Origin of the sequence: Bacillus sp. JJ1566 (assembly GCF_036962685.1) — a bacterium.
In the GTDB taxonomy this organism is placed as follows: Bacteria; Bacillota; Bacilli; order Bacillales; family Bacillaceae_L; genus Ferdinandcohnia.
In genome coordinates this window covers 213,246-231,051 of record NZ_JBALOP010000002.1, presented here as the reverse complement: position 1 = coordinate 231,051, position 17,806 = coordinate 213,246, and the positions used below count along the sequence as shown (strand labels likewise).

23 protein-coding genes are annotated in these 17,806 nt (G+C 37.2%); all 23 read right to left on the bottom strand.

Translation table 11 applies throughout. The features are described from left to right. Positions 1-4: 4 nt before the first annotated feature. The gene (fliQ, locus tag V7112_RS02065; protein ID WP_335414653.1) at positions 5-274 is read right to left on the bottom strand and encodes a flagellar biosynthesis protein FliQ; all 270 of its coding nucleotides are present in this window, start codon (positions 272-274) and stop codon (positions 5-7) included. 15 nt (positions 275-289) lie between these two features. Next, positions 290-955 carry a flagellar type III secretion system pore protein FliP gene (gene fliP / locus V7112_RS02060; protein ID WP_335414652.1) on the bottom strand — a complete coding sequence of 222 codons (666 nt, stop codon included), beginning with the start codon at positions 953-955 and terminating at the stop codon, positions 290-292. Continuing rightward, complete coding sequence (gene fliO / locus V7112_RS02055; protein ID WP_335414649.1) at positions 952-1,599, bottom strand: flagellar biosynthetic protein FliO; 648 nt, start codon at positions 1,597-1,599, stop codon at positions 952-954. The genes fliP and fliO overlap by 4 nt, the downstream gene beginning before the upstream one ends. A gap of 204 nt (positions 1,600-1,803) precedes the next feature. Further along, complete coding sequence (locus V7112_RS02050; RefSeq protein ID WP_335414646.1) at positions 1,804-2,166, bottom strand: response regulator; 363 nt, start codon at positions 2,164-2,166, stop codon at positions 1,804-1,806. A 19-nt stretch (positions 2,167-2,185) separates the two neighbouring features. Beyond that, entirely contained in the window at positions 2,186-3,409 is a 1,224-nt protein-coding gene (gene fliY, locus V7112_RS02045; protein WP_335414642.1) for a flagellar motor switch phosphatase FliY, read from the bottom strand. Next, positions 3,402-4,403: a flagellar motor switch protein FliM gene (gene fliM, locus V7112_RS02040; RefSeq protein ID WP_335414640.1), complete on the bottom strand. Its 1,002-nt coding sequence runs from the start codon at positions 4,401-4,403 to the stop codon at positions 3,402-3,404. The genes fliY and fliM overlap by 8 nt, the downstream gene beginning before the upstream one ends. A 40-nt stretch (positions 4,404-4,443) precedes the next feature. Continuing rightward, positions 4,444-4,869, bottom strand: coding sequence for a flagellar basal body-associated protein FliL (gene fliL / locus V7112_RS02035; RefSeq protein ID WP_335414637.1), 426 nt, complete (start codon positions 4,867-4,869; stop codon positions 4,444-4,446). 21 nt (positions 4,870-4,890) lie between these two features. Further along, positions 4,891-5,085: a flagellar FlbD family protein gene (locus V7112_RS02030; protein ID WP_335414634.1), complete on the bottom strand. Its 195-nt coding sequence runs from the start codon at positions 5,083-5,085 to the stop codon at positions 4,891-4,893. A 43-nt stretch (positions 5,086-5,128) separates the two neighbouring features. Then, positions 5,129-6,061, bottom strand: a complete 933-nt coding sequence (gene flgG, locus V7112_RS02025; protein WP_335414631.1) for a flagellar basal body rod protein FlgG — start codon at positions 6,059-6,061, stop codon at positions 5,129-5,131. Between the two features lie 83 nt (positions 6,062-6,144). Then, on the bottom strand, positions 6,145-6,516 hold the full coding sequence (locus V7112_RS02020; RefSeq protein ID WP_335414629.1) for a TIGR02530 family flagellar biosynthesis protein: 372 nt from the start codon (positions 6,514-6,516) through the stop codon (positions 6,145-6,147). A gap of 11 nt (positions 6,517-6,527) precedes the next feature. Then, positions 6,528-6,989: a flagellar hook assembly protein FlgD gene (gene flgD, locus V7112_RS02015; RefSeq protein ID WP_335414624.1), complete on the bottom strand. Its 462-nt coding sequence runs from the start codon at positions 6,987-6,989 to the stop codon at positions 6,528-6,530. Between the two features lie 12 nt (positions 6,990-7,001). Beyond that, entirely contained in the window at positions 7,002-8,291 is a 1,290-nt protein-coding gene (locus tag V7112_RS02010; protein ID WP_335414862.1) for a flagellar hook-length control protein FliK, read from the bottom strand. 40 nt (positions 8,292-8,331) lie between these two features. Further along, positions 8,332-8,904, bottom strand: a complete 573-nt coding sequence (locus tag V7112_RS02005) for a MotE family protein (RefSeq protein WP_335414622.1) — start codon at positions 8,902-8,904, stop codon at positions 8,332-8,334. Between the two features lie 8 nt (positions 8,905-8,912). After that, positions 8,913-9,356 carry a flagellar export protein FliJ gene (gene fliJ / locus V7112_RS02000; RefSeq protein ID WP_335414620.1) on the bottom strand — a complete coding sequence of 148 codons (444 nt, stop codon included), beginning with the start codon at positions 9,354-9,356 and terminating at the stop codon, positions 8,913-8,915. 5 nt (positions 9,357-9,361) lie between these two features. After that, positions 9,362-10,678 carry a flagellar protein export ATPase FliI gene (gene fliI / locus V7112_RS01995; protein ID WP_335414615.1) on the bottom strand — a complete coding sequence of 439 codons (1,317 nt, stop codon included), beginning with the start codon at positions 10,676-10,678 and terminating at the stop codon, positions 9,362-9,364. A gap of 3 nt (positions 10,679-10,681) precedes the next feature. Continuing rightward, positions 10,682-11,443, bottom strand: coding sequence for a flagellar assembly protein FliH (gene fliH, locus V7112_RS01990; RefSeq protein WP_335414612.1), 762 nt, complete (start codon positions 11,441-11,443; stop codon positions 10,682-10,684). Continuing rightward, positions 11,436-12,455 (bottom strand): flagellar motor switch protein FliG, encoded by a 1,020-nt coding sequence (gene fliG / locus V7112_RS01985; RefSeq protein ID WP_335414609.1) that lies wholly within the window; start codon positions 12,453-12,455, stop codon positions 11,436-11,438. Before fliG ends, fliH begins: the two co-directional genes overlap by 8 nt. 11 nt (positions 12,456-12,466) lie before the next feature. After that, positions 12,467-14,062, bottom strand: coding sequence for a flagellar basal-body MS-ring/collar protein FliF (gene fliF / locus V7112_RS01980; RefSeq protein ID WP_335414606.1), 1,596 nt, complete (start codon positions 14,060-14,062; stop codon positions 12,467-12,469). 33 nt (positions 14,063-14,095) lie between these two features. Continuing rightward, positions 14,096-14,395 (bottom strand): flagellar hook-basal body complex protein FliE, encoded by a 300-nt coding sequence (gene fliE / locus V7112_RS01975; RefSeq protein ID WP_438823850.1) that lies wholly within the window; start codon positions 14,393-14,395, stop codon positions 14,096-14,098. Positions 14,396-14,405: 10 nt separating this feature from the next. Next, positions 14,406-14,855: a flagellar basal body rod protein FlgC gene (gene flgC, locus V7112_RS01970; RefSeq protein WP_438823849.1), complete on the bottom strand. Its 450-nt coding sequence runs from the start codon at positions 14,853-14,855 to the stop codon at positions 14,406-14,408. A 2-nt stretch (positions 14,856-14,857) separates the two neighbouring features. After that, positions 14,858-15,256 (bottom strand): flagellar basal body rod protein FlgB, encoded by a 399-nt coding sequence (flgB, locus tag V7112_RS01965; RefSeq protein WP_335414603.1) that lies wholly within the window; start codon positions 15,254-15,256, stop codon positions 14,858-14,860. Positions 15,257-15,603: 347 nt separating this feature from the next. Further along, the gene (gene codY, locus V7112_RS01960) at positions 15,604-16,383 is read right to left on the bottom strand and encodes a GTP-sensing pleiotropic transcriptional regulator CodY (protein ID WP_335414600.1); all 780 of its coding nucleotides are present in this window, start codon (positions 16,381-16,383) and stop codon (positions 15,604-15,606) included. Between the two features lie 20 nt (positions 16,384-16,403). Beyond that, positions 16,404-17,801: an HslU--HslV peptidase ATPase subunit gene (gene hslU / locus V7112_RS01955; protein WP_335414597.1), complete on the bottom strand. Its 1,398-nt coding sequence runs from the start codon at positions 17,799-17,801 to the stop codon at positions 16,404-16,406. Between the last annotated feature and the right edge of the window lie 5 nt (positions 17,802-17,806).

The following is a 17,806-nucleotide window of genomic DNA, read 5'->3' as shown; positions in this document are numbered from 1 at the left end:
TTTTTCAACCTACAAATCTCGTCAAATTACTAAATATATCATGTGTATACGCAAGCATCTTTGAAAGCATCCAAGGTCCAAAGAATACCAAGCCAACTAGTACAGCAACAATTTTAGGAATAAATGCTAGGGTTTGCTCCTGAATTTGTGTTGTTGCTTGGAACACACTCACCATGAGCCCAACGACAAGTGCAACCAATAATAGTGGACCACAAATCATTAATGTTGTATATACACCTTTTTCTGCTAATGAAATGACTACTTCAGGACTCAACACTGCTCACCTACTTTAAAAGGTTTGTAATAAGGATTTGACGATCAAATACCATCCATCGACAAGAACAAATAAGAGTATTTTGAATGGCAAGGAAATCATAACAGGCGGAAGCATCATCATTCCCATTGACATCAGGATACTCGCTACAACCATATCGATCACAAGAAACGGAATAAAAATCATAAACCCGATCTGAAATGCTGTTTTAAGTTCACTTATTGCAAATGCTGGAACCAATGCGGTTAAAGGAATATCTTGAATGGTTGCCGGCCTTTCTGCTCCTGAGTAATTTAAAAACAACTCCAGGTCCTTTTGCCGAGTATGTACACTCATAAACTCCTTAAATGGTACAGCAGCACGGATATAGGCTTCCTCTAAATTTATTTCCTCATTAAAAAGGGGAGTTAAAGCTTGGTCATTCACTTCACTAAACGTAGGTGCCATAACAAAAAAAGTTAAAAACAAGGCAAGTCCAATTAAAACCTGATTTGGTGGCATTTGCTGTGTACCCAAAGAAGTCCTAACAAATGAAAGTACAACAATAATTCTCGTAAAGCTCGTCATTAATATTAAAATACCAGGTCCTACTGAAAGAACGGTTAAAAGGAGAAGAAGTTTCACTGATGTCGAAACATTTTCAGGGGCGCTAGTATTAAAAATTTCCATAAACTCATTCATTCTTTGCTAGACTCCTTATTTTCAAGTTGCTCGACAATTTTCTTTCTCCCTTGTTTAAGCTCTGTCAATTGTTTCTGCAGCATTGAGGAAAAAAGAGACTGGTCCGTATTCTTTGCTACTTTTCTTTTTTCAAGAAAACGGTTAATGATATCTCTTGGTTGAATCATGGATTCTAATGACGAATTATGTTGTTCTAGTATTTCATTTATTTCATCTGTGTCTTCAATTTCCTTAAGAAGCTGAATGGAATCCCCTACTCCTACGACTAAGATCCGCTCCCCAACCTTTACAATTTGTATCGAACGGTTTGTTCCTAAACTAGTCCCTCCAAGGTTTTCAATGAACCTATGCTGATTAAACATGCGATTTCTCTTATTAACGAATTTCAATAAAAAATAGATAAGTGCAAGTACAAATAAGGTTGTAAAAATCATTTTAATAAAATCGCCTGCTGTTAGTTCATTGGCTGGTTGCGGATTTTCAATTGGATTAGTTTCCTGTTCGTTTTTAAGTTGTTCTTTTTGACTACCAATTACATCATTAACACTTTCATCTACATGACCTTCTTCGGCTTGTACAGGGAAAGTGACAAGCAAGGCATGAAAGAAAATCAGTGTTAATACAACTATTTTTATGTGTTTCACTTTTGTTGCCACTCTCCTGATTTAAAAAAATTCAAGTACGCTTTGGCGTATTTGCGCCCAGATTTTTAGGCCCACACGATGTGGGTCATAAAGACGTTGCCACAGGATGTGGCGTTTTTAGTCTTTAATCTTACTGCTCGAAAAACTTCCTTTGAAAATCTGTGGCATCCGGCGGAGGCTCAACTTTATTTTCCTAAAATAAAGTTAGCTTAGTGTTTTGCTGATTGCCTCAATTACTCGGTCTGCTTGGAATGGCTTTACAATAAAATCCTTTGCTCCCGCTTGGATTGCATCGATGACCATCGCTTGTTGGCCCATTGCTGAACACATGATTACTTTTGCATTTGGATTGATTTTTTTAATTTCTTTTAATGCTGTAATCCCATCCATCTCAGGCATTGTAATATCCATTGTTACAAGGTCTGGTTGGTGTTCTCTATATTTATCCACCGCCTGTGCACCATCTGCTGCCTCGCCAACAACATCGTAGCCATTTTTAGTTAGGATGTCCTTGATCATCATTCTCATAAATGCTGCATCATCTACAATTAGAATTTTATGTGCCATTTGAAATTGCCCCCTACATTTAGTTCAATTTTTTAATTCGATCACTTTGGCTGATGATATCGGTAATTCTGACACCAAAGTTTTCTTCAATAACAACTACCTCACCTTGTGCGATGAGCTTTCCGTTTACTAAAACATCTACTGGCTCACCCGCAAGCTTATCTAACTCAATTATAGAGCCCGCTGATAATTCAAGAATCTCTTTAATAGAGCGTTTTGTCCTGCCTAATTCAACCGTAACTTGAAGCGGTATATCTAATAACATATTTAGATTTCTTGATTCGGCCTCCTGTAAATGGACAGATTCAAACTCTGAAAATACTGCAGGTTGAATTTCAGGCTGTTTCGCATGAATTCCACCAAGATGCTGCGGACCACTGTTTGCCACTGGTTGTTTAAATGCAGGTTGATGATATTGCTGTGTTGGTTGATATGGTGTTTCAATCTGTTGTCCAACATAAGGCGCAGCATCGTTTGAATGCTGAATTGGTATTTCAACATCAACCTGTTGAGTTGGAATATCCATAGACGTAGCATGAGGCTCCGCCTGAGGTGATAGTAACTCTCCAACAAGCTCTTTCGCAAATTTAACTGGAACGAGCTGCATGATTGTTGAGTCAATTAATTCCCCTATTTTTAAACGAAACGAGATTTTCACCAAAATATCATCAGCTGGAAGGTTTTCGGCTCCTTCACCGTGTTTAATGTCAAGTATGTCAATACTTGGTGGTGAAATATCAATTTTCTTACTAAAAACGGTTGACATGGAGGTAGCGGCAGAACCCATCATTTGGTTCATTGCCTCTTGAACTGCACTTAATTGTAATTCACTTAAGCTTTCTGACACGACTTGTCCGTTTCCACCAAGCATCAAATCAGCAATGATTGCTGCATCACTTTGTTTAATCACTAACAAATTTGTTCCTGTAAAACCAGCTGTATAGTCCACATAAATCGCCACATACGGGTGTGGGAACTCATCTGCTAGATCAGTGCTTAGAACAAGTGAAACATTTGGTGTGGTTATTTCAACCTTTTGATTAAGTAATGTGGAAAGCGCAGTAGCTGAACTTCCAAAAGAGATGTTCCCAATCTCCCCAAGCGCATCCTGTTCAATTAAAGATAAAAAATCTTCTACTAGGGGTTTATTATTATTTGCTACCGGTTCTACGCTGTCTAAGTCTGCTGTACCTCTTAATAGTGCATCGATTTCGTCTTGTGATAGCATACTTCCATTATTCATCTTCACTGTCCCCCCCTTTAATCTCCTCTAAGATTTGTACGGCCTGTCTCTTATTTACCTTACCAGCCTGCGCATAAAATTTCGGAATTCCCTCGACCTTCAGCTCGATTGGATGTTGGATCATTTTATCGAGTTGAATAGTATCCCCAACATCTAATAATAGAAATTCCTGAATGGCGATATTGGATGTACCTAATTCCGCAACGATTGGCAGTTTTGTATCCTTAAGATTGTTTTGAATATAGGAAAGTTCTTCATGATTTCGTTCTTTCTTAGGTGCTGATTGCATCCAGTAATGAGCTGATAATTTCGGAATAATCGGTTCAAGGAATACATGCGGAATACAAATATTGATCATCCCACTTGTTTCTCCAATTTGCGTATTGAGTGAGATGACTACAACTGTTTCATTTGGTGAAACCATTTGTAGAAACTGTGGATTCACCTCAAATTCAGTTAAAATTGGGTCTACCTCAACCAAATTAGCCCATGCTTCCCTAGCTTGATCAAAAGCTTTTTCAAACATATTGCTCATGATTTTTGTTTCAATTTCAGTTAAATTCTCTATTTTATTAAAACCAGTCCCTCTTCCCCCAAGCATTCGATCAAGCATGGCGTAGGCAATATTTGGGTTTACCTCTAAAATAATGCGCCCGTCAAGAGGAGGCATTTCAAATACATTTAAAATGGTCATATTCGGAATCGAACGAATAAATTCCTCATATGGTACTTGATCGGCTGTCCCCACTGTGATTTGCACATAAGTTCGAAGCTGTGCTGAAAAATAGGTTGTTAATAAACGGGCAAAGTTTTCATGAATTCGAGTGATACTTCGAATTTGATCTTTTGAGAATCGAAGTGCCCTTTTAAAATCGTATACTTTAACACGACGTTCACTTTCTTCTCTTTTTAGTTCTTCTGGATTCATTTCACCAGTCGAAAGAGCCGAAAGTAATGCATCAATTTCATTTTGGGATAATATTTCACCAGGCAAGGTTCCACCTCCGCTCATTAAGTACTTAACATTCTATTGGTTACTGCGGAAGAAAGGATGTCGCATAAACTTTAATTACAGTTCCATCTTGCATTAATTCATTAATTCGATCTTTTAATCTATTTTCAAGATTGACGATTCCTTCTTCACCTTTAAATTCTTCAGATGTCATATTGGAAAGCTCTTTTATAATGAGATTGCTCACCTGGAACCCGCGTTTCTCTAATTCCTCTTTTCCCTTTTTACCATCTGTCTGAATGTTAAAGGAAATACGAATATAATCATCACTGAGTAGTTTTGTTGTGATTTCAGGAATTTCAACGGTCGATTTAAGTACTTGGTCAATAGACGGTTCCTTCCCAGAATTACTTGCAGTTACCTTTGTTAAAATAACAAAAGCAGTGGTACCGACTAAAGTAATCGTACTTAAAATGATGACCATTATCACAAGCAGCTTATTTTTCATAGCACCATATCCCCCCAAGCATTAACGAAGGCCAAGTACATTTATTTTTTGATAAAATTCAAGAACCTTCACGTGCACATCATCTTCTGTTTCCTTCACAACAAATTTTTTGCCATTTGTTAAGGTTATTGTTGTATCAGGAAAGGATTCAACCTGCTCAATATAGATTGCATTTAATGTAAATTTTTTATTATTTAATTTCGTTAAAGTAATCAAGATTTATCGGGGTTTTAGTTTAAAACTAAAACCCCTAACCCCCTTAACGTTTTAGATTAACAAGTTCTTGTAGGATTTCATCAGAAGTTGTGATGATACGAGTATTTGCTTGAAATCCACGTTGTGCTACAATCATTTCCGTAAATTCCTCTGAAAGGTCAACGTTTGACATTTCCAGCGCACCAGATTCGATTGAACCGAGTCCGGATTCACCCGCAAAGTTAAGAACAGGTAAACCAGAGTTAGATGTTTGCTGGAAGAGGTTACCTCCGACCTTCTCTAAACCACCTGTATTCGGGAATTTAGCTAATACAAGCTGACCAGCCCAGCGTAATGTTCCACCTGCATCTACATAAGTAACCGAACCATCTTTACCGATGCTCATGCTTTTTGCATCAGTTGGGATTTGGATTGGTTTAAAATTAATAACCGGCTCACCAGCAATACCACCAGGATTATATAGAGGTGGTGATACAGTGAAATCAAATAATCCTGAATCCACATCAGTTGGCTCAAGGAATGGGTTTCCTGCATTTGGTGAAAAACCTTGAACATACATACCTGCACTTGTTACTAAATAGCCATTTTGATCCATATAGAAGTTACCAGCTCTTGTGTATACTGCATCTTGGGAAAATCCAGTTGTAGGTGAATCTGTTGGCGCTACTTGGAAAAATCCATCCCCAGCAATGGCTAAGTCTAGAATTCTAGCAGTTGTTTGTGTGCTTCCGCTGTTGTGGATTGTGTCAATAGCTGCTAATGATGAACCCAGTCCAACCTGTTTCGGGTTAACACCACCGAGTGATTGTCCGGGTGCTGTTGCACCGTTGATTGTTTGACTCATGATGTCATTAAAGACTGTTCTACCTTTCTTAAAGCCATACGTATTTACGTTTGCAATATTATTTCCAATCACATCTAGCTTTGTTTGAAAGTTTTTCATTCCACTAATTCCTGAGTACATTGAACGTAACATATCTTTTTCTCCTTTCGGTTGTAGGTGGCTTCTGTCGGTCAGCACACCTCGGCTTCCTGTTAAGGTCCAGCCTGCTTCATTTTTTAATCTAAAATAATGGTTCCATTTATATTTGTAAAAATCTGCGAGTTTGCTTCATCACGATTCATCGCTGTAATGACCGTGTTATTTGGGACATTTACAATTAATGCCGCATTATTCGTAACAACCAATGAATCTCTGATTCCCTTCGTTTTAGCTTCTGAAACTTTTATTTGGATTTCTTTCCATTTTGAATCAAGGATATTAATATTCCTCTCGTCCAACCTCTTTTGTGCATGCTTACTAATAACCAGGCTTGTCTCTTTTTCTAACGTATCTTTAAATGATATTTTCGGTTTCTCGTTATGCTGGACATTTTTTCGAGTCTGTAATGATAAAGGATGATTTTGTATTTGTAAAATTCGATGGTCCATGTTTTCACCTCCTATTCTTCTTCGTTAGAAGGTTCCTTCACTTTCAAAATTTCATCACTATAAATCTTTATTCCATCCTTTAACTCTAGCTCAATATATCCTGATTTTTGTGATACCGACGTGACAATTCCTTGACCATTTTTAATGATTTCGTTTCCAGCCTCATCTTCTGTTTTAAAGCTGTACTCGACTTCTTTTCCGATCATATTGCTATATTTTAATAGCTGCTCTCCCTGCTGGCCACTCACAAATTTCTCTAAAGTACTATTCATATTTGTCATTTGCTCTAATGAAGTAAAGGTCGCCATTTGAGCAATAAAATCTTTATCCTCAATCGGATTCATTGGGTCTTGATTTTGAAGCTGTGTCATTAAAATTTTTAAAAAATCATCTTTTCCTAAAATATCATTACCTGTTTTTCTTTCAGGTTTTAAATTTGATAGGTAAAGATTTGAATCAATTCTAGTCGCCATTTCAGTCACCACCTATACTTTAAAATTGACAAGTTCATCGAGGAGAACAGATGTAAAAGATTGATCTTCACTGGATTCTTGTTGGTTATTCTCTTTCGGCTGTTTCCCTGATTGTTGTCCCTGCTGCTGTTCATTTTCCCTTTGTAGGCTTCTTTCAGTTTGATACTGAAGTTGCGTGGAGACTTCAATTTTTTCCACTGAAATGTTTTGGGCTAAGAAAGTTTGTTTTAGGTTCGTTAGTTGTGATTCAACTAATTCCTTAGCTTGAGTCGATGAAGCCATAATTCTAGCAATCATTCCTGCTTCACTTTGAAGTAGTTCAATTCGTAATGAACCAAGATGTTCTGGATATAAATTGATTAATAGTTTTTGCTGTCCCCCACTATTCAAAAAACTACTTCTCGCAAGGATATTTTGAAATTGCTTAATGAAATGTTGCTGGTTAGGCAGCTGCTTTGCATTTTGTTCAACAAACAACGAAAATTGTTGCACTTTTGATAATTGGTTTGAACTAACATCACCTAATGGAATGGCCTCTGATGCTGTTGTAGTAACCTGGGTTGTATTGCTTGTCTTTTGTAATAGCTTATTGGTTATATCTGTTTGTGGTGTCTCTATCCCTTTTGGTGTTGAGAAATATCTTGCATGGACTGTTTGCAAATATTGATGCCTGGACTGTGATTCTGTTAAAGGCTTATCAATAAGCTTGTTTTCTATATTTTGCATAATATCCAGTACAGTCTTATTGAACCTTAAATCTGTCTGTTCCTTAACACCCTGCTGGTTAGTCGTTATACTCTCGTATAAATTCAATTTCAATTGCTTTAGCAGATTCATTAAATCTTCTTTATTCGCAGATGAGTGTTCCTGTGCATATTTTGCAGTTACTAAAAGTAGTCCCATGAGCTCCGCTTTTCCATTTACCTGCTCAAGTTCCGCACTTTTAGCCCCATCTAGAATATCAGCAATAAATGTTTTTACTTGCTCTACCAAATCAGGTGGAAGTGATAATAATACATCCTCAAAATCCGAAATGTCGAGAGTCTCTTTCGTAAATGTTTCGATGTCAGCTAAAATATGCTTTATTGATTGGTCTTTTTCTATATTTTCTTCAGCAACGTTTGGTGAACTCATTGCAAGAGCATTTACGATTAAATGTTGATCTTTATCTACTATTGCGTCTAAGCTTTCACGAAAAGACACTTGTGATGTACCTTCGCCTTGGAAAAATCCATTACTCACTCCCCCTGTTGCGACAGCCTTTCTTATTGAACCCATTGAAAGATCGAGATTTGCAACCATGTTCACGTCATTTCACCTCCTTTCAAGCGATAAGAATGCTTTATTGGGTAATTAATTGGGTAAACCTTGCTGCATCCTCAGGTGACATCTTTTCAAAGATGGCAGCTAGTTTTTCAGTATTAATACTAGTAAGAATCTCCCTTGCCTCATCATCTTTTAAATTCGGAATAATTTTTGCCGCATTTTTCGGAGACATTTGTTCATACATTTTTGTTAAATCAGTTAATGTTTTGCTTTTCGCTAAACGTTCTTCCTGAAGCTTCACAATCTCATCTGATAGGCTTTCTATTTCAAGCTCTAAGGAATGGATTTCACCATTTTTTGTTTCCAATTCACTTTCCAGTTGTATAATCTTCGATTCCTTCGTCTGTATTTCGGCCACTAAATCTGAAACGGATACTTCATCCTCTTTTTGAACCTGTCCATCTTCTTCATTATTAAAAAGAGAAGAAATAACTGGTACCTTGGATGCAAAGTCCTTAACTGTTCCGAGCGGATTAAATCCAGCAACATATAATAGGACAAAAACGACAATCAAAGTAAAGAAGGACGGAATAAGTACAACAAACAGAAACCACTGGAATTTGCTATATTCTTTTTCGTTGGGCTCCATTTGATCACCTATCTTCCTTTTGACATGTATTGTTGGATTGAAATTTCATCCATCATCTGGCTTTCCTGCATTTTTAGTTGTCCCTCATAGATAGCAAAATCCTTTTCATGCATAACCTCATATTTTTTAACCTCAATATTTTTTTCGGTTAACAATGCTTGCAGCTGCTGCATTTTATTTCTTGCTTTTATAACAAGATGTTGGTAATACATAATCGTTTTTTCTAGGGCGGTTATGAAAGACTGCTGATGCCGAATATTTTGAATGGATAATCCACCTTGTAATTGTTGTCTTTGGTTTTCTTCTAGTGTTTCTTTCTTCTTTAAGGATTCATATAAAGCTTCTGCCGCTTCTTCAAATTCTTTTACTGATGTTTTATAATCTGCCAGAACCTGATTTTTCTCATTTTCTTTTATCGACATAACTTTTTGAAATTTGAACGTGTAGCTCATTTGTTTTATTCACCTTTTTCAGCCAATTGTGTCAATAATTGTAAACTTTCTTCAAAAGTAAATTTTTCATCAGTTTGCTGTTTTAAAAACGCAATAATCTTTGGATAATACCTGATCGCTTCATCAACTTCAATCGAGGCCCCCCTCTTATAGGCGCCAATATTAATCAAGTCCTCGGAATTAAGGTAGGTTGCCATAATCCCTCTAAGTTTTTCGGCATAGTTCTTATGTTCACTTGTAATAATTTGATTCATAACACGACTAATCGATTTTAATACATTAATGGCTGGATATTGGCCTTTATTGGCAAGACTTCGATCAAGCACGAAATGTCCATCAAGTATCCCTCGAACCGTATCGGCAATCGGCTCATTCATATCGTCACCGTCCACTAGGACCGTATAAAAAGCAGTTATCGAACCCAAATGATTCGTCCCAGTTCTCTCTAACAGTCTCGGAAGTGTTGTAAAAACACTTGGTGTGTATCCCTTTGTCGTAGGTGGTTCACCGATGGCTAGGCCAATTTCGCGGCTTGCCATTGCAACACGAGTGACCGAATCCATCATTAACATGACATTTAGACCCTTGTCTCTGAAATGCTCAGCAATCGCTGTCGCGGTCATTGCTGCTTTGATGCGAAGCAGTGCAGGCTGGTCAGAAGTTGCTACAACTATAATTGATCTTTTCAGACCTTCCTCACCTAAATCTTTTTCAATAAACTCCCGTACCTCACGTCCACGCTCCCCGACTAGGGCAATCACATTAATATCGGCTGTCGTATTACGGGCAATCATTCCTAAGAGAGTACTTTTACCAACACCACTACCTGCAAAAATACCGACACGTTGTCCTTTTCCAACGGTCAACAATGTATCTATCATTTTGACCCCAACCTCGATTGGCTGATCTATAGGGGGACGAGATAGTGGATTTGGAGGATCTTGTTCAGTAGGTGCCGATGATAATCCCCTGGGCAGCCCACTTCCATCAAGCGGATAGCCAAGTGGATCTAAAACCTTTCCTATCAATCCAGCACCAATCTTAATATCAAGTGGTTTGCCGGTGGCCTCCACAATACTTCCTGGTGAAATATCCTTGACATTCGAAAATGGCATAAGGATAACATGTTCTTCACGGAAACCGACAACTTCAGCTTGAATACATCTTTTATGGTTAATTCCAACATATATATGGCATAAGTCTCCAATCGAACATTCCGGTCCGCGCGATTCAATCATTAATCCAACGACTCTAGTTACCTTACCGTACCTTTTATAAGAATCTATTGAATGTATTTCATTAAGAAGCTCGATTGCCTTCACAGCTTATACCTCCAATAGCAAAGAAAGTAATTTTTCTTTAATCTCAGAAAGCTGAGTATCCACACTTGCATTAATCTTTCCAAAGGAAGATTCAATCACACAATCGGTTTCTCCTAGATCTTCATTCGGATAAACAAAAAGATCAGTTTCTCGGTTTAGAATAGCTGTTAGCTCTTCTTTTTGCTCAATCACAAATTGGTAAAATCGTGGATTTACTTGAATCGTAATATCAGAATGCTCTTTTACTTCTTTAAGCGCCTTTTTTACAATGTTAGTAAAGTCTTCAGGTTGCTCAGCTAAATGAATCCCGATAATTTTTTCCGCTACCGTCATTGCAAGCTTTAAAATGACTTCTTCAGAAGAATCAAGATATTGATCGTAATCATGCTTTGATGTATCAATAATTTGGCGAGCCTCAGAAAGTAAATCAGAATATTCTTGATATCCCTGTTCTCTACCTTTAATCAACCCGGCTTGAAAGCCTTCTTCTGAAGTTTTTTCGAAAAGCTCATGTTTCTCTTCTTCCCATTCACTTTTATCTACTAATGCTTGTTGCCTAATTGAATTGGAATATGAAATAGCGTCCTTGACAATTTTATCAGCCTGTCCTTTAGCCTCATCAAGCATTTTTTGAGAAACAGCCTGTAGATTTTGTTCCTCTGGCTCAACTTGATTGAATTCTTGTGTCTGTAACAATTTAAGCCCGATTACTCTTTTTGGAATATCCTTAGACTGATTAGAACTTGACTTAATAATGTTAGACAATAATATCATCTCCTCCGCCACGAGCGATGACGATTTCCCCAGCTTCCTCGAGTCTTCTAATAACAGCTACAATACGTGATTGAGCTTCCTCAACATCCCGTAAGCGAACTGGACCCATATATTCCATTTCCTCTTTAAAGGTTTCAACCATTCGTTTGGACATATTTTTAAAGACAATTTCTTTTACTTCTTCACTTGCAACACGAAGTGAGAGCATAAGGTCCTCATTTTCCACATCACGAATGACGCGCTGAATCGCACGATTATCAAGTGTAACAATGTCTTCAAATACAAACATTCTCTTTTTAATTTCTTCTGCAAGCTCAGGATCTTGAATCTCAAGCGCATCTAAAATCGTTCTTTCCGTAGAACGGTCGACTCCATTTAATACTTCTACAACGGCTTCTATTCCACCGGTTTGAGTATAATCATGTGTCACAGTAGCCGAAAGCTTACGTTCAAGAATTTGCTCAACCTCATTAATAATCTCTGGTGAAGTTCGATCCATAATAGCGATTCTTCTAGCGATATCAGCTTGAACCTCTTGTGGTAGCTCCGATAAGATTTGTGCTGCTTGTCTTGAATCTAAATAAGATAAAATTAAAGCAATTGTCTGTGGATGCTCATTTTGAATAAAGTTCAAAATTTGTCCAGGATCCGCCTTTCTTGCAAAATCAAACGGTTTAACCTGTAAAGAAGAAGTTAGTCGGTTAATGATAACTCCTGCTTGTTCTTCCCCAAGTGCTTTTTCAAGGACTGTCTTTGCATATCCAATTCCACCTTGGGTAATATAATCTTGGGCTATCGCAATTTGGTGGAACTCTTCCATGATTTGTTCCTTTGTATTTGCTTCCACTTTTCGAACGCCAGAAATTTCTAAAGTTAACTTTTCGATTTCTTCCTCTGAGAGATGCTTATACACTGAAGCCGAAACATCTGGACCTAGTGAAATGAGGAGAATGGCTGCTTTTTGTTTGCCGGTAAGACCATTATGAACATCTCGTTTTGCCATTTCTCCACCTCCTACTCATCTGCTAACCATGAACGTAATAATTTCGCAAAATCCTCTGGTTTATCTTTTGCGAGTTTTTCCAATTGTTTTCTTCTGACTGTTGCTTCTGATTCTTTTTCTTCATTAACATCTGGAATATGATCAAAGAACACAGGTTCCGATTGAGGTAGTTCCTCCTCGATTTCTGTATCTTTCTTTTTGCGTAAAAATAAGAATAATAGAATGATAAGCCCAAGTACTAAAAGGCCACTCACAATATATACCCATAGAGGGATATTTGTGATTGCTGGTGTTTCAGTAACTGTTGCTGTTTTTCCATTAAACTCTTGAACTGAAACGACAATTTTATCTTGTATTTCATCTTGTGTTAATTGATTGTTCACGTCTTGATTGATACTAGTACTTACAATCGTACTTAGTATTCTCTCAATATCATCCACACGTTCCTGTGGCATTGATGCAGGGTCTTTAGGATCTGGCGCTTCGACCATCACCTGAATCCCTAAATCTCTTATTTTATAAGGAGCTTCTACAATTTCCTTTGTGATACGATTCACATCTTTATTGACACGCTCTTCAATACGTTCATAATCCCCATTACCAGTTTGTCCATCTGCATTGTAGGTTGGGACATCCGTCTCACCAGTACCAACTACTCCACCTGCTGCTGCACCTTCCCCAGTAAAGGTCTCGGTAATTCTTTCGACACTAATTTCAATACCTTCCATGTTTTCAGGATCAACAGGTGTCACCAGGTTTTCTTGGCGATTTTCTTGTGTAAAATCAATATCAGTTGTAACCGACACAACAACCTTCTCTGGTCCCATCATTGTTCCAAGCATTTGCTGGACCTGTCTTTGAATATCCCTTTCAATTTCACGCTTCAATTCAAGCTGTGAAGCTACATTTCCGGAAACTGTTAAATTATCTTCATTTTCCAAGTCAAAATACTCAAAGTTTTGGTTAGTTATGACGATATTATCAGTAGGTAGGTTAGGAATACTTTTTGAAACCAAGTGATATAAGGATTTTATCTGTTGTTGTTCGAACCTATACCCTGGTTTCGTGTTTAGAACGATTGAAGCGGACGCCTCTGCCTGGCTGTCCTTAACAAAAATTCCCTCGTTCGGCATGCTAATCATAACCTTCGCATCGTTTATTCCATCGATGCCCTTGATTAGGTTTGCTAATTCAGTTTGAGTGGATTCGAGTTTAAGCATATTAAATTCATTATCGGTCATCCCAAAACCCGCATTTTGACCAAAAAACGAATAATCGATATTACCACTGTCTGGTATTCCTTCTGCCGCAAGTTCAACCATTAAGGTTTCTACCACTTCCTCTGGTACCTTAATGGTTGATCCATTATCCGCTATTTCTGATTGAATTCCCCTAGAATCTAAAGTTGCTTTAATTTGCCCTGTTTCCTGTGGTGTAAGATTGCTATACAAAGGAACAAGCGTTGATTTTGTTGTGAAAAACACAGTAAGCGAGATAATCAAAATCAAAAGCAATGGCAATCCAATTATCGTGGTCTTTTGAAAACCGGATTGTTTCTTCCAATATTCACTTATGTTCGTTTTATATAAAAGAAATTTCTCTTTCATTTACATACCCCTATCAAGATGTTTTGTTTCGGATTAAACCTGCATCCTCATGATTTCTTGGTATGCTTCTATTACTTTATTTCGAATTTGAAGTGTTGCTTGCAATGAAACACTCGCTTTCTGAGAAGCAATCATTACTTGGTGCAAATCAACGTTTTCGCCTTTTACCAGCTTTTCGGTCATGATATCCGAAGTCTTTTGTGATTCATTCACATTATTGATGGCATTTTTTAAAAGATGGCTAAACTCTTTTTGGACAGAACTTGCTGTCTTTAGCTGTTCTCCATGCTTTGAGAAAATCTGCGGTGTTTCAATATTTATCCTATCAATCACGATTCTTCACCTATTTTCCTATTTCTAAAGCTTTCATTAGCATTCCTTTTGAGGCGTTAAGGACCGTCACATTCGCCTCGTACGATCTTGTGGCACTAATTAAATCGACCATTTCCTTTAGAGGGTCTACATTTGGAAGTTCAACATAGCCTTCTTCATTCGCATCGGGATGTTCTGGATTATATACCAACTGAAAAGGAGTGCTATCCTCAACGATTCCTGTCACCTTGACTCCGTTCCCTATTTTTGATTGATTCATTGCTTTTGATAGATGGGAGGAAAAACTATTACCTTGCGGCTGCTGAACAACCATTTTCCTTCTATATGGCTGCCACTGTCCATCAACAAGTTTTCCCCTTGTTGTATCCACATTTGCCATATTTGAAGAAATGACGTCCATTCTAAGTCGTCCAGCCGTTAATGCAGAAGTACTTGTATTGAGGCTATGAAAAATCGACACTCTTAGTTCCCACCTTTAATCACTGTATTTAATGTATTAAATTTTCCACTTATTCTTTCTGTTAAGGCATTATAATAAATTTGGTTTTCCGCTAATAGAGCCATTTCTTTATCGATATCCACGTTATTACCGTTATGGTTATATGCTGTATCATTCTTTGCTGTAACAAACGGACCGTTTACGCGTTTGTTAGTAGTAAATTCGAAATGTTTTTCATTCGTACGATTTGCTTTTAACTGACTATTCATTTCATTTGAAAGAAGGTTCTTAAAGCTAGCATCCTGTGCTTTATAATTTGGTGTGTCTACATTAGCAATATTATTTGAAATAACCTTCTGTCGTAGAGTTGAATAATCCAATGCTTTTTCTAGCGAATGTATGGTATTAGAAAAAAGTTTCATCTTATCCCCCCACAAAAAATATAAATTCTTCGAATAAATATAACGTATAGTGTTAACTCTTTCTTATTGTAATGAAATTAAATCTATCTGTCTACGAACCTTATGATAAAAAGTGATGTTTTTCGACAATATAGGACTTTTTCCCTATGAGTTCTGCTCTTTATTATAGGATTTAAGTTATGAAGTTTCACGTATTTTTTACAAAAAAGGACAAGTACATATTTCCACTACAAAAATCGACAATTTATGATAACCTATTTACTTCCAGTTGATTGATGAAACAATTTCAGCATTCAATAACTAGATAAAAAAAAAACGAAGATGGCAAAGCCATCTTCGTTTTCTGCTTAATGTGATTTTAGTTTTTCTAATTCAAGTAAGAATTTATCGTTCAGTACTTTAATGTAAGTTCCTTTCATTCCTAAAGAACGAGATTCAATTACACCAGCACTTTCAAGCTTTCTTAATGCGTTAACGATAACTGATCTTGTGATTCCAACGCGGTCTGCAATTTTACTTGCAACTAGTAACCCTTCGTTGCCATTTAATTCTTCGAAAATATGTTCAATTGCTTCAAATTCACTATATGATAGTGAACTGATTGCCATTTGAACAACCGCTTTGCTTCTAGCTTCCTCTTCAATTTCTTCTGCTTTTTCACGTAGGATTTCCATACCAACAACTGTTGCACCATACTCAGCTAAGATTAAATCATCATCTTCAAAGTTTTGATCAAGTCTTGAAAGAATGAGTGTACCTAATCGTTCACCGCCACCAATGATTGGTACGATTGTTGTAAGTCCGTTTTTAAACAAGTCTTTGTTTTCAATTGGGAATGCAGTATAAGCACTTTCAATATCAAGGTTCGATGATGTTTCCTGAATACTGAATAGGCTTTGTGTGTATTCTTCAGGGAAATGACGATCTTCAATCATTTTCTTCATTCTTTCGTTTTCAATTTGTTGATTGATAGCAAATCCAAGAAGTTTTCCACGGCGACTTAATAAGAAAATATTTGCTCCAATGACATCGCGTAGTGTTTCTGACATTTCCTTGAAGTTAACTGGTTTACCTGCTGCATTTTGTAGCATAGCATTAATTTTTCGTGTTCTTTCTAATAATGGCATTTTTGTTCCTCCTGATAATCTTACAAAATAAACTGACTTAAATCTTTGTTTTTTACGATTGTGCTTAATTTCTCATCCACATATTGTGGAGTAATCATGATTTTTTCCATTGTAATATCCGGCGCTTCAAATGATAAGTCCTCTAAAAGTCTTTCCAAAATTGTATGTAGGCGACGAGCACCGATATTATCCGTGTCTTGATTCACTTGGAAGGCAACTTCAGCTATCTTACGAATAGCATCGTCAGAAAATTCAAGTTGTATACCTTCTGTTTCTAATAATGCTGAATATTGTTTCAATAGGGCATTATCCGGCTCAACTAAGATACGATAAAAATCATCAACAGTAAGTTTAGTAAGCTCTACACGAATCGGAAAACGACCTTGTAACTCAGGGATTAAATCCGATGGTTTTGACATATGGAAGGCACCTGCTGCAATAAATAGCATATGGTCTGTTTTAACAGATCCATATTTCGTTACAACGGTTGAACCTTCAACAATCGGTAAAATATCTCGTTGAACTCCCTCTCTTGAGACATCTGCCGAAGAAGAATTATGACTTTTTCCTGCTACTTTGTCAATCTCATCAATAAAAATAATACCTGATTGTTCCGCACGGTTTACTGCTTCTTGTGTAACCTCATCCATATCAATAAGTTTCGCTGCTTCTTCATTTGTTAGGACCTTGCGAGCATCTTTAACCGTTAATTTACGCTTTTTGCGCTTTTTCGGCATTAAGTTACTTAACGCATCCTGCATATTCATTCCCATATTTTCCATACCGGAACCTTGAAAAAGATCAAACATGGATGGCTGCTGTTCTTCCACTTCAACTGTAACATAATAATCTTCGAGTTCTCCAAGTGCGAGCTTATGAGCCATTCGCTTTCTTCTATCACTCAAGCTGTCTTCATCCGAAGATTTTTCTACCTCTGGTTCATTAGTATTCCCACCAAACAGCATTTCAAGTGGATTTTTATAAGTTGTTTGCTTTTTTGAACCTGGGACAAGCAGCTCAACAATGCGTTTATTGGCATTTTCCTGAGCTCGTTCAGAGACTTCCGCCATTTTCTCCTCTTTCACGAGGCGAACTGCAGTCTCAATTAAATCGCGAACCATTGATTCTACATCTCGGCCAACATAACCAACTTCAGTAAATTTAGTAGCCTCAACCTTAATAAATGGAGCTCCTACAAGCTTTGCAAGTCGTCTAGCAATTTCGGTCTTTCCAACACCAGTTGGTCCAATCATTAAGATATTCTTTGGAACGATTTCATCTTTAAGCTTTTCGTTAAGCAGACTGCGGCGGTATCGATTTCTTAAAGCGACTGATACAGCTCTTTTTGCGTCGTTCTGACCAATTATGTATTGATCTAACTTTTCTACAATCTGTCTTGGGGTTAAATTCGTTTTCAAAGAAA

What these genes read in the sequence shown, in the direction of transcription:
- fliP (WP_335414652.1), bottom strand. Translation starts at nt 955, where the DNA reads ATGAATGAGTTTATGGAAATTTTTAATACTAGCGCCCCTGAAAATGTT.
- V7112_RS02050 (WP_335414646.1), bottom strand. Translation starts at nt 2,166, where the DNA reads ATGGCACATAAAATTCTAATTGTAGATGATGCAGCATTTATGAGAATG.
- fliY (WP_335414642.1), bottom strand. Translation starts at nt 3,409, where the DNA reads ATGAATAATGGAAGTATGCTATCACAAGACGAAATCGATGCACTATTA.
- fliL (WP_335414637.1), bottom strand. Translation starts at nt 4,869, where the DNA reads ATGAAAAATAAGCTGCTTGTGATAATGGTCATCATTTTAAGTACGATT.
- flgG (WP_335414631.1), bottom strand. Translation starts at nt 6,061, where the DNA reads ATGTTACGTTCAATGTACTCAGGAATTAGTGGAATGAAAAACTTTCAA.
- V7112_RS02020 (WP_335414629.1), bottom strand. Translation starts at nt 6,516, where the DNA reads ATGGACCATCGAATTTTACAAATACAAAATCATCCTTTATCATTACAG.
- flgD (WP_335414624.1), bottom strand. Translation starts at nt 6,989, where the DNA reads ATGGCGACTAGAATTGATTCAAATCTTTACCTATCAAATTTAAAACCT.
- V7112_RS02010 (WP_335414862.1), bottom strand. Translation starts at nt 8,291, where the DNA reads ATGGTTGCAAATCTCGATCTTTCAATGGGTTCAATAAGAAAGGCTGTC.
- V7112_RS02005 (WP_335414622.1), bottom strand. Translation starts at nt 8,904, where the DNA reads ATGGAGCCCAACGAAAAAGAATATAGCAAATTCCAGTGGTTTCTGTTT.
- fliJ (WP_335414620.1), bottom strand. Translation starts at nt 9,356, where the DNA reads ATGAGCTACACGTTCAAATTTCAAAAAGTTATGTCGATAAAAGAAAAT.
- fliG (WP_335414609.1), bottom strand. Translation starts at nt 12,455, where the DNA reads ATGGCAAAACGAGATGTTCATAATGGTCTTACCGGCAAACAAAAAGCA.
- fliF (WP_335414606.1), bottom strand. Translation starts at nt 14,062, where the DNA reads ATGAAAGAGAAATTTCTTTTATATAAAACGAACATAAGTGAATATTGG.
- flgB (WP_335414603.1), bottom strand. Translation starts at nt 15,256, where the DNA reads ATGAAACTTTTTTCTAATACCATACATTCGCTAGAAAAAGCATTGGAT.
- codY (WP_335414600.1), bottom strand. Translation starts at nt 16,383, where the DNA reads ATGCCATTATTAGAAAGAACACGAAAAATTAATGCTATGCTACAAAAT.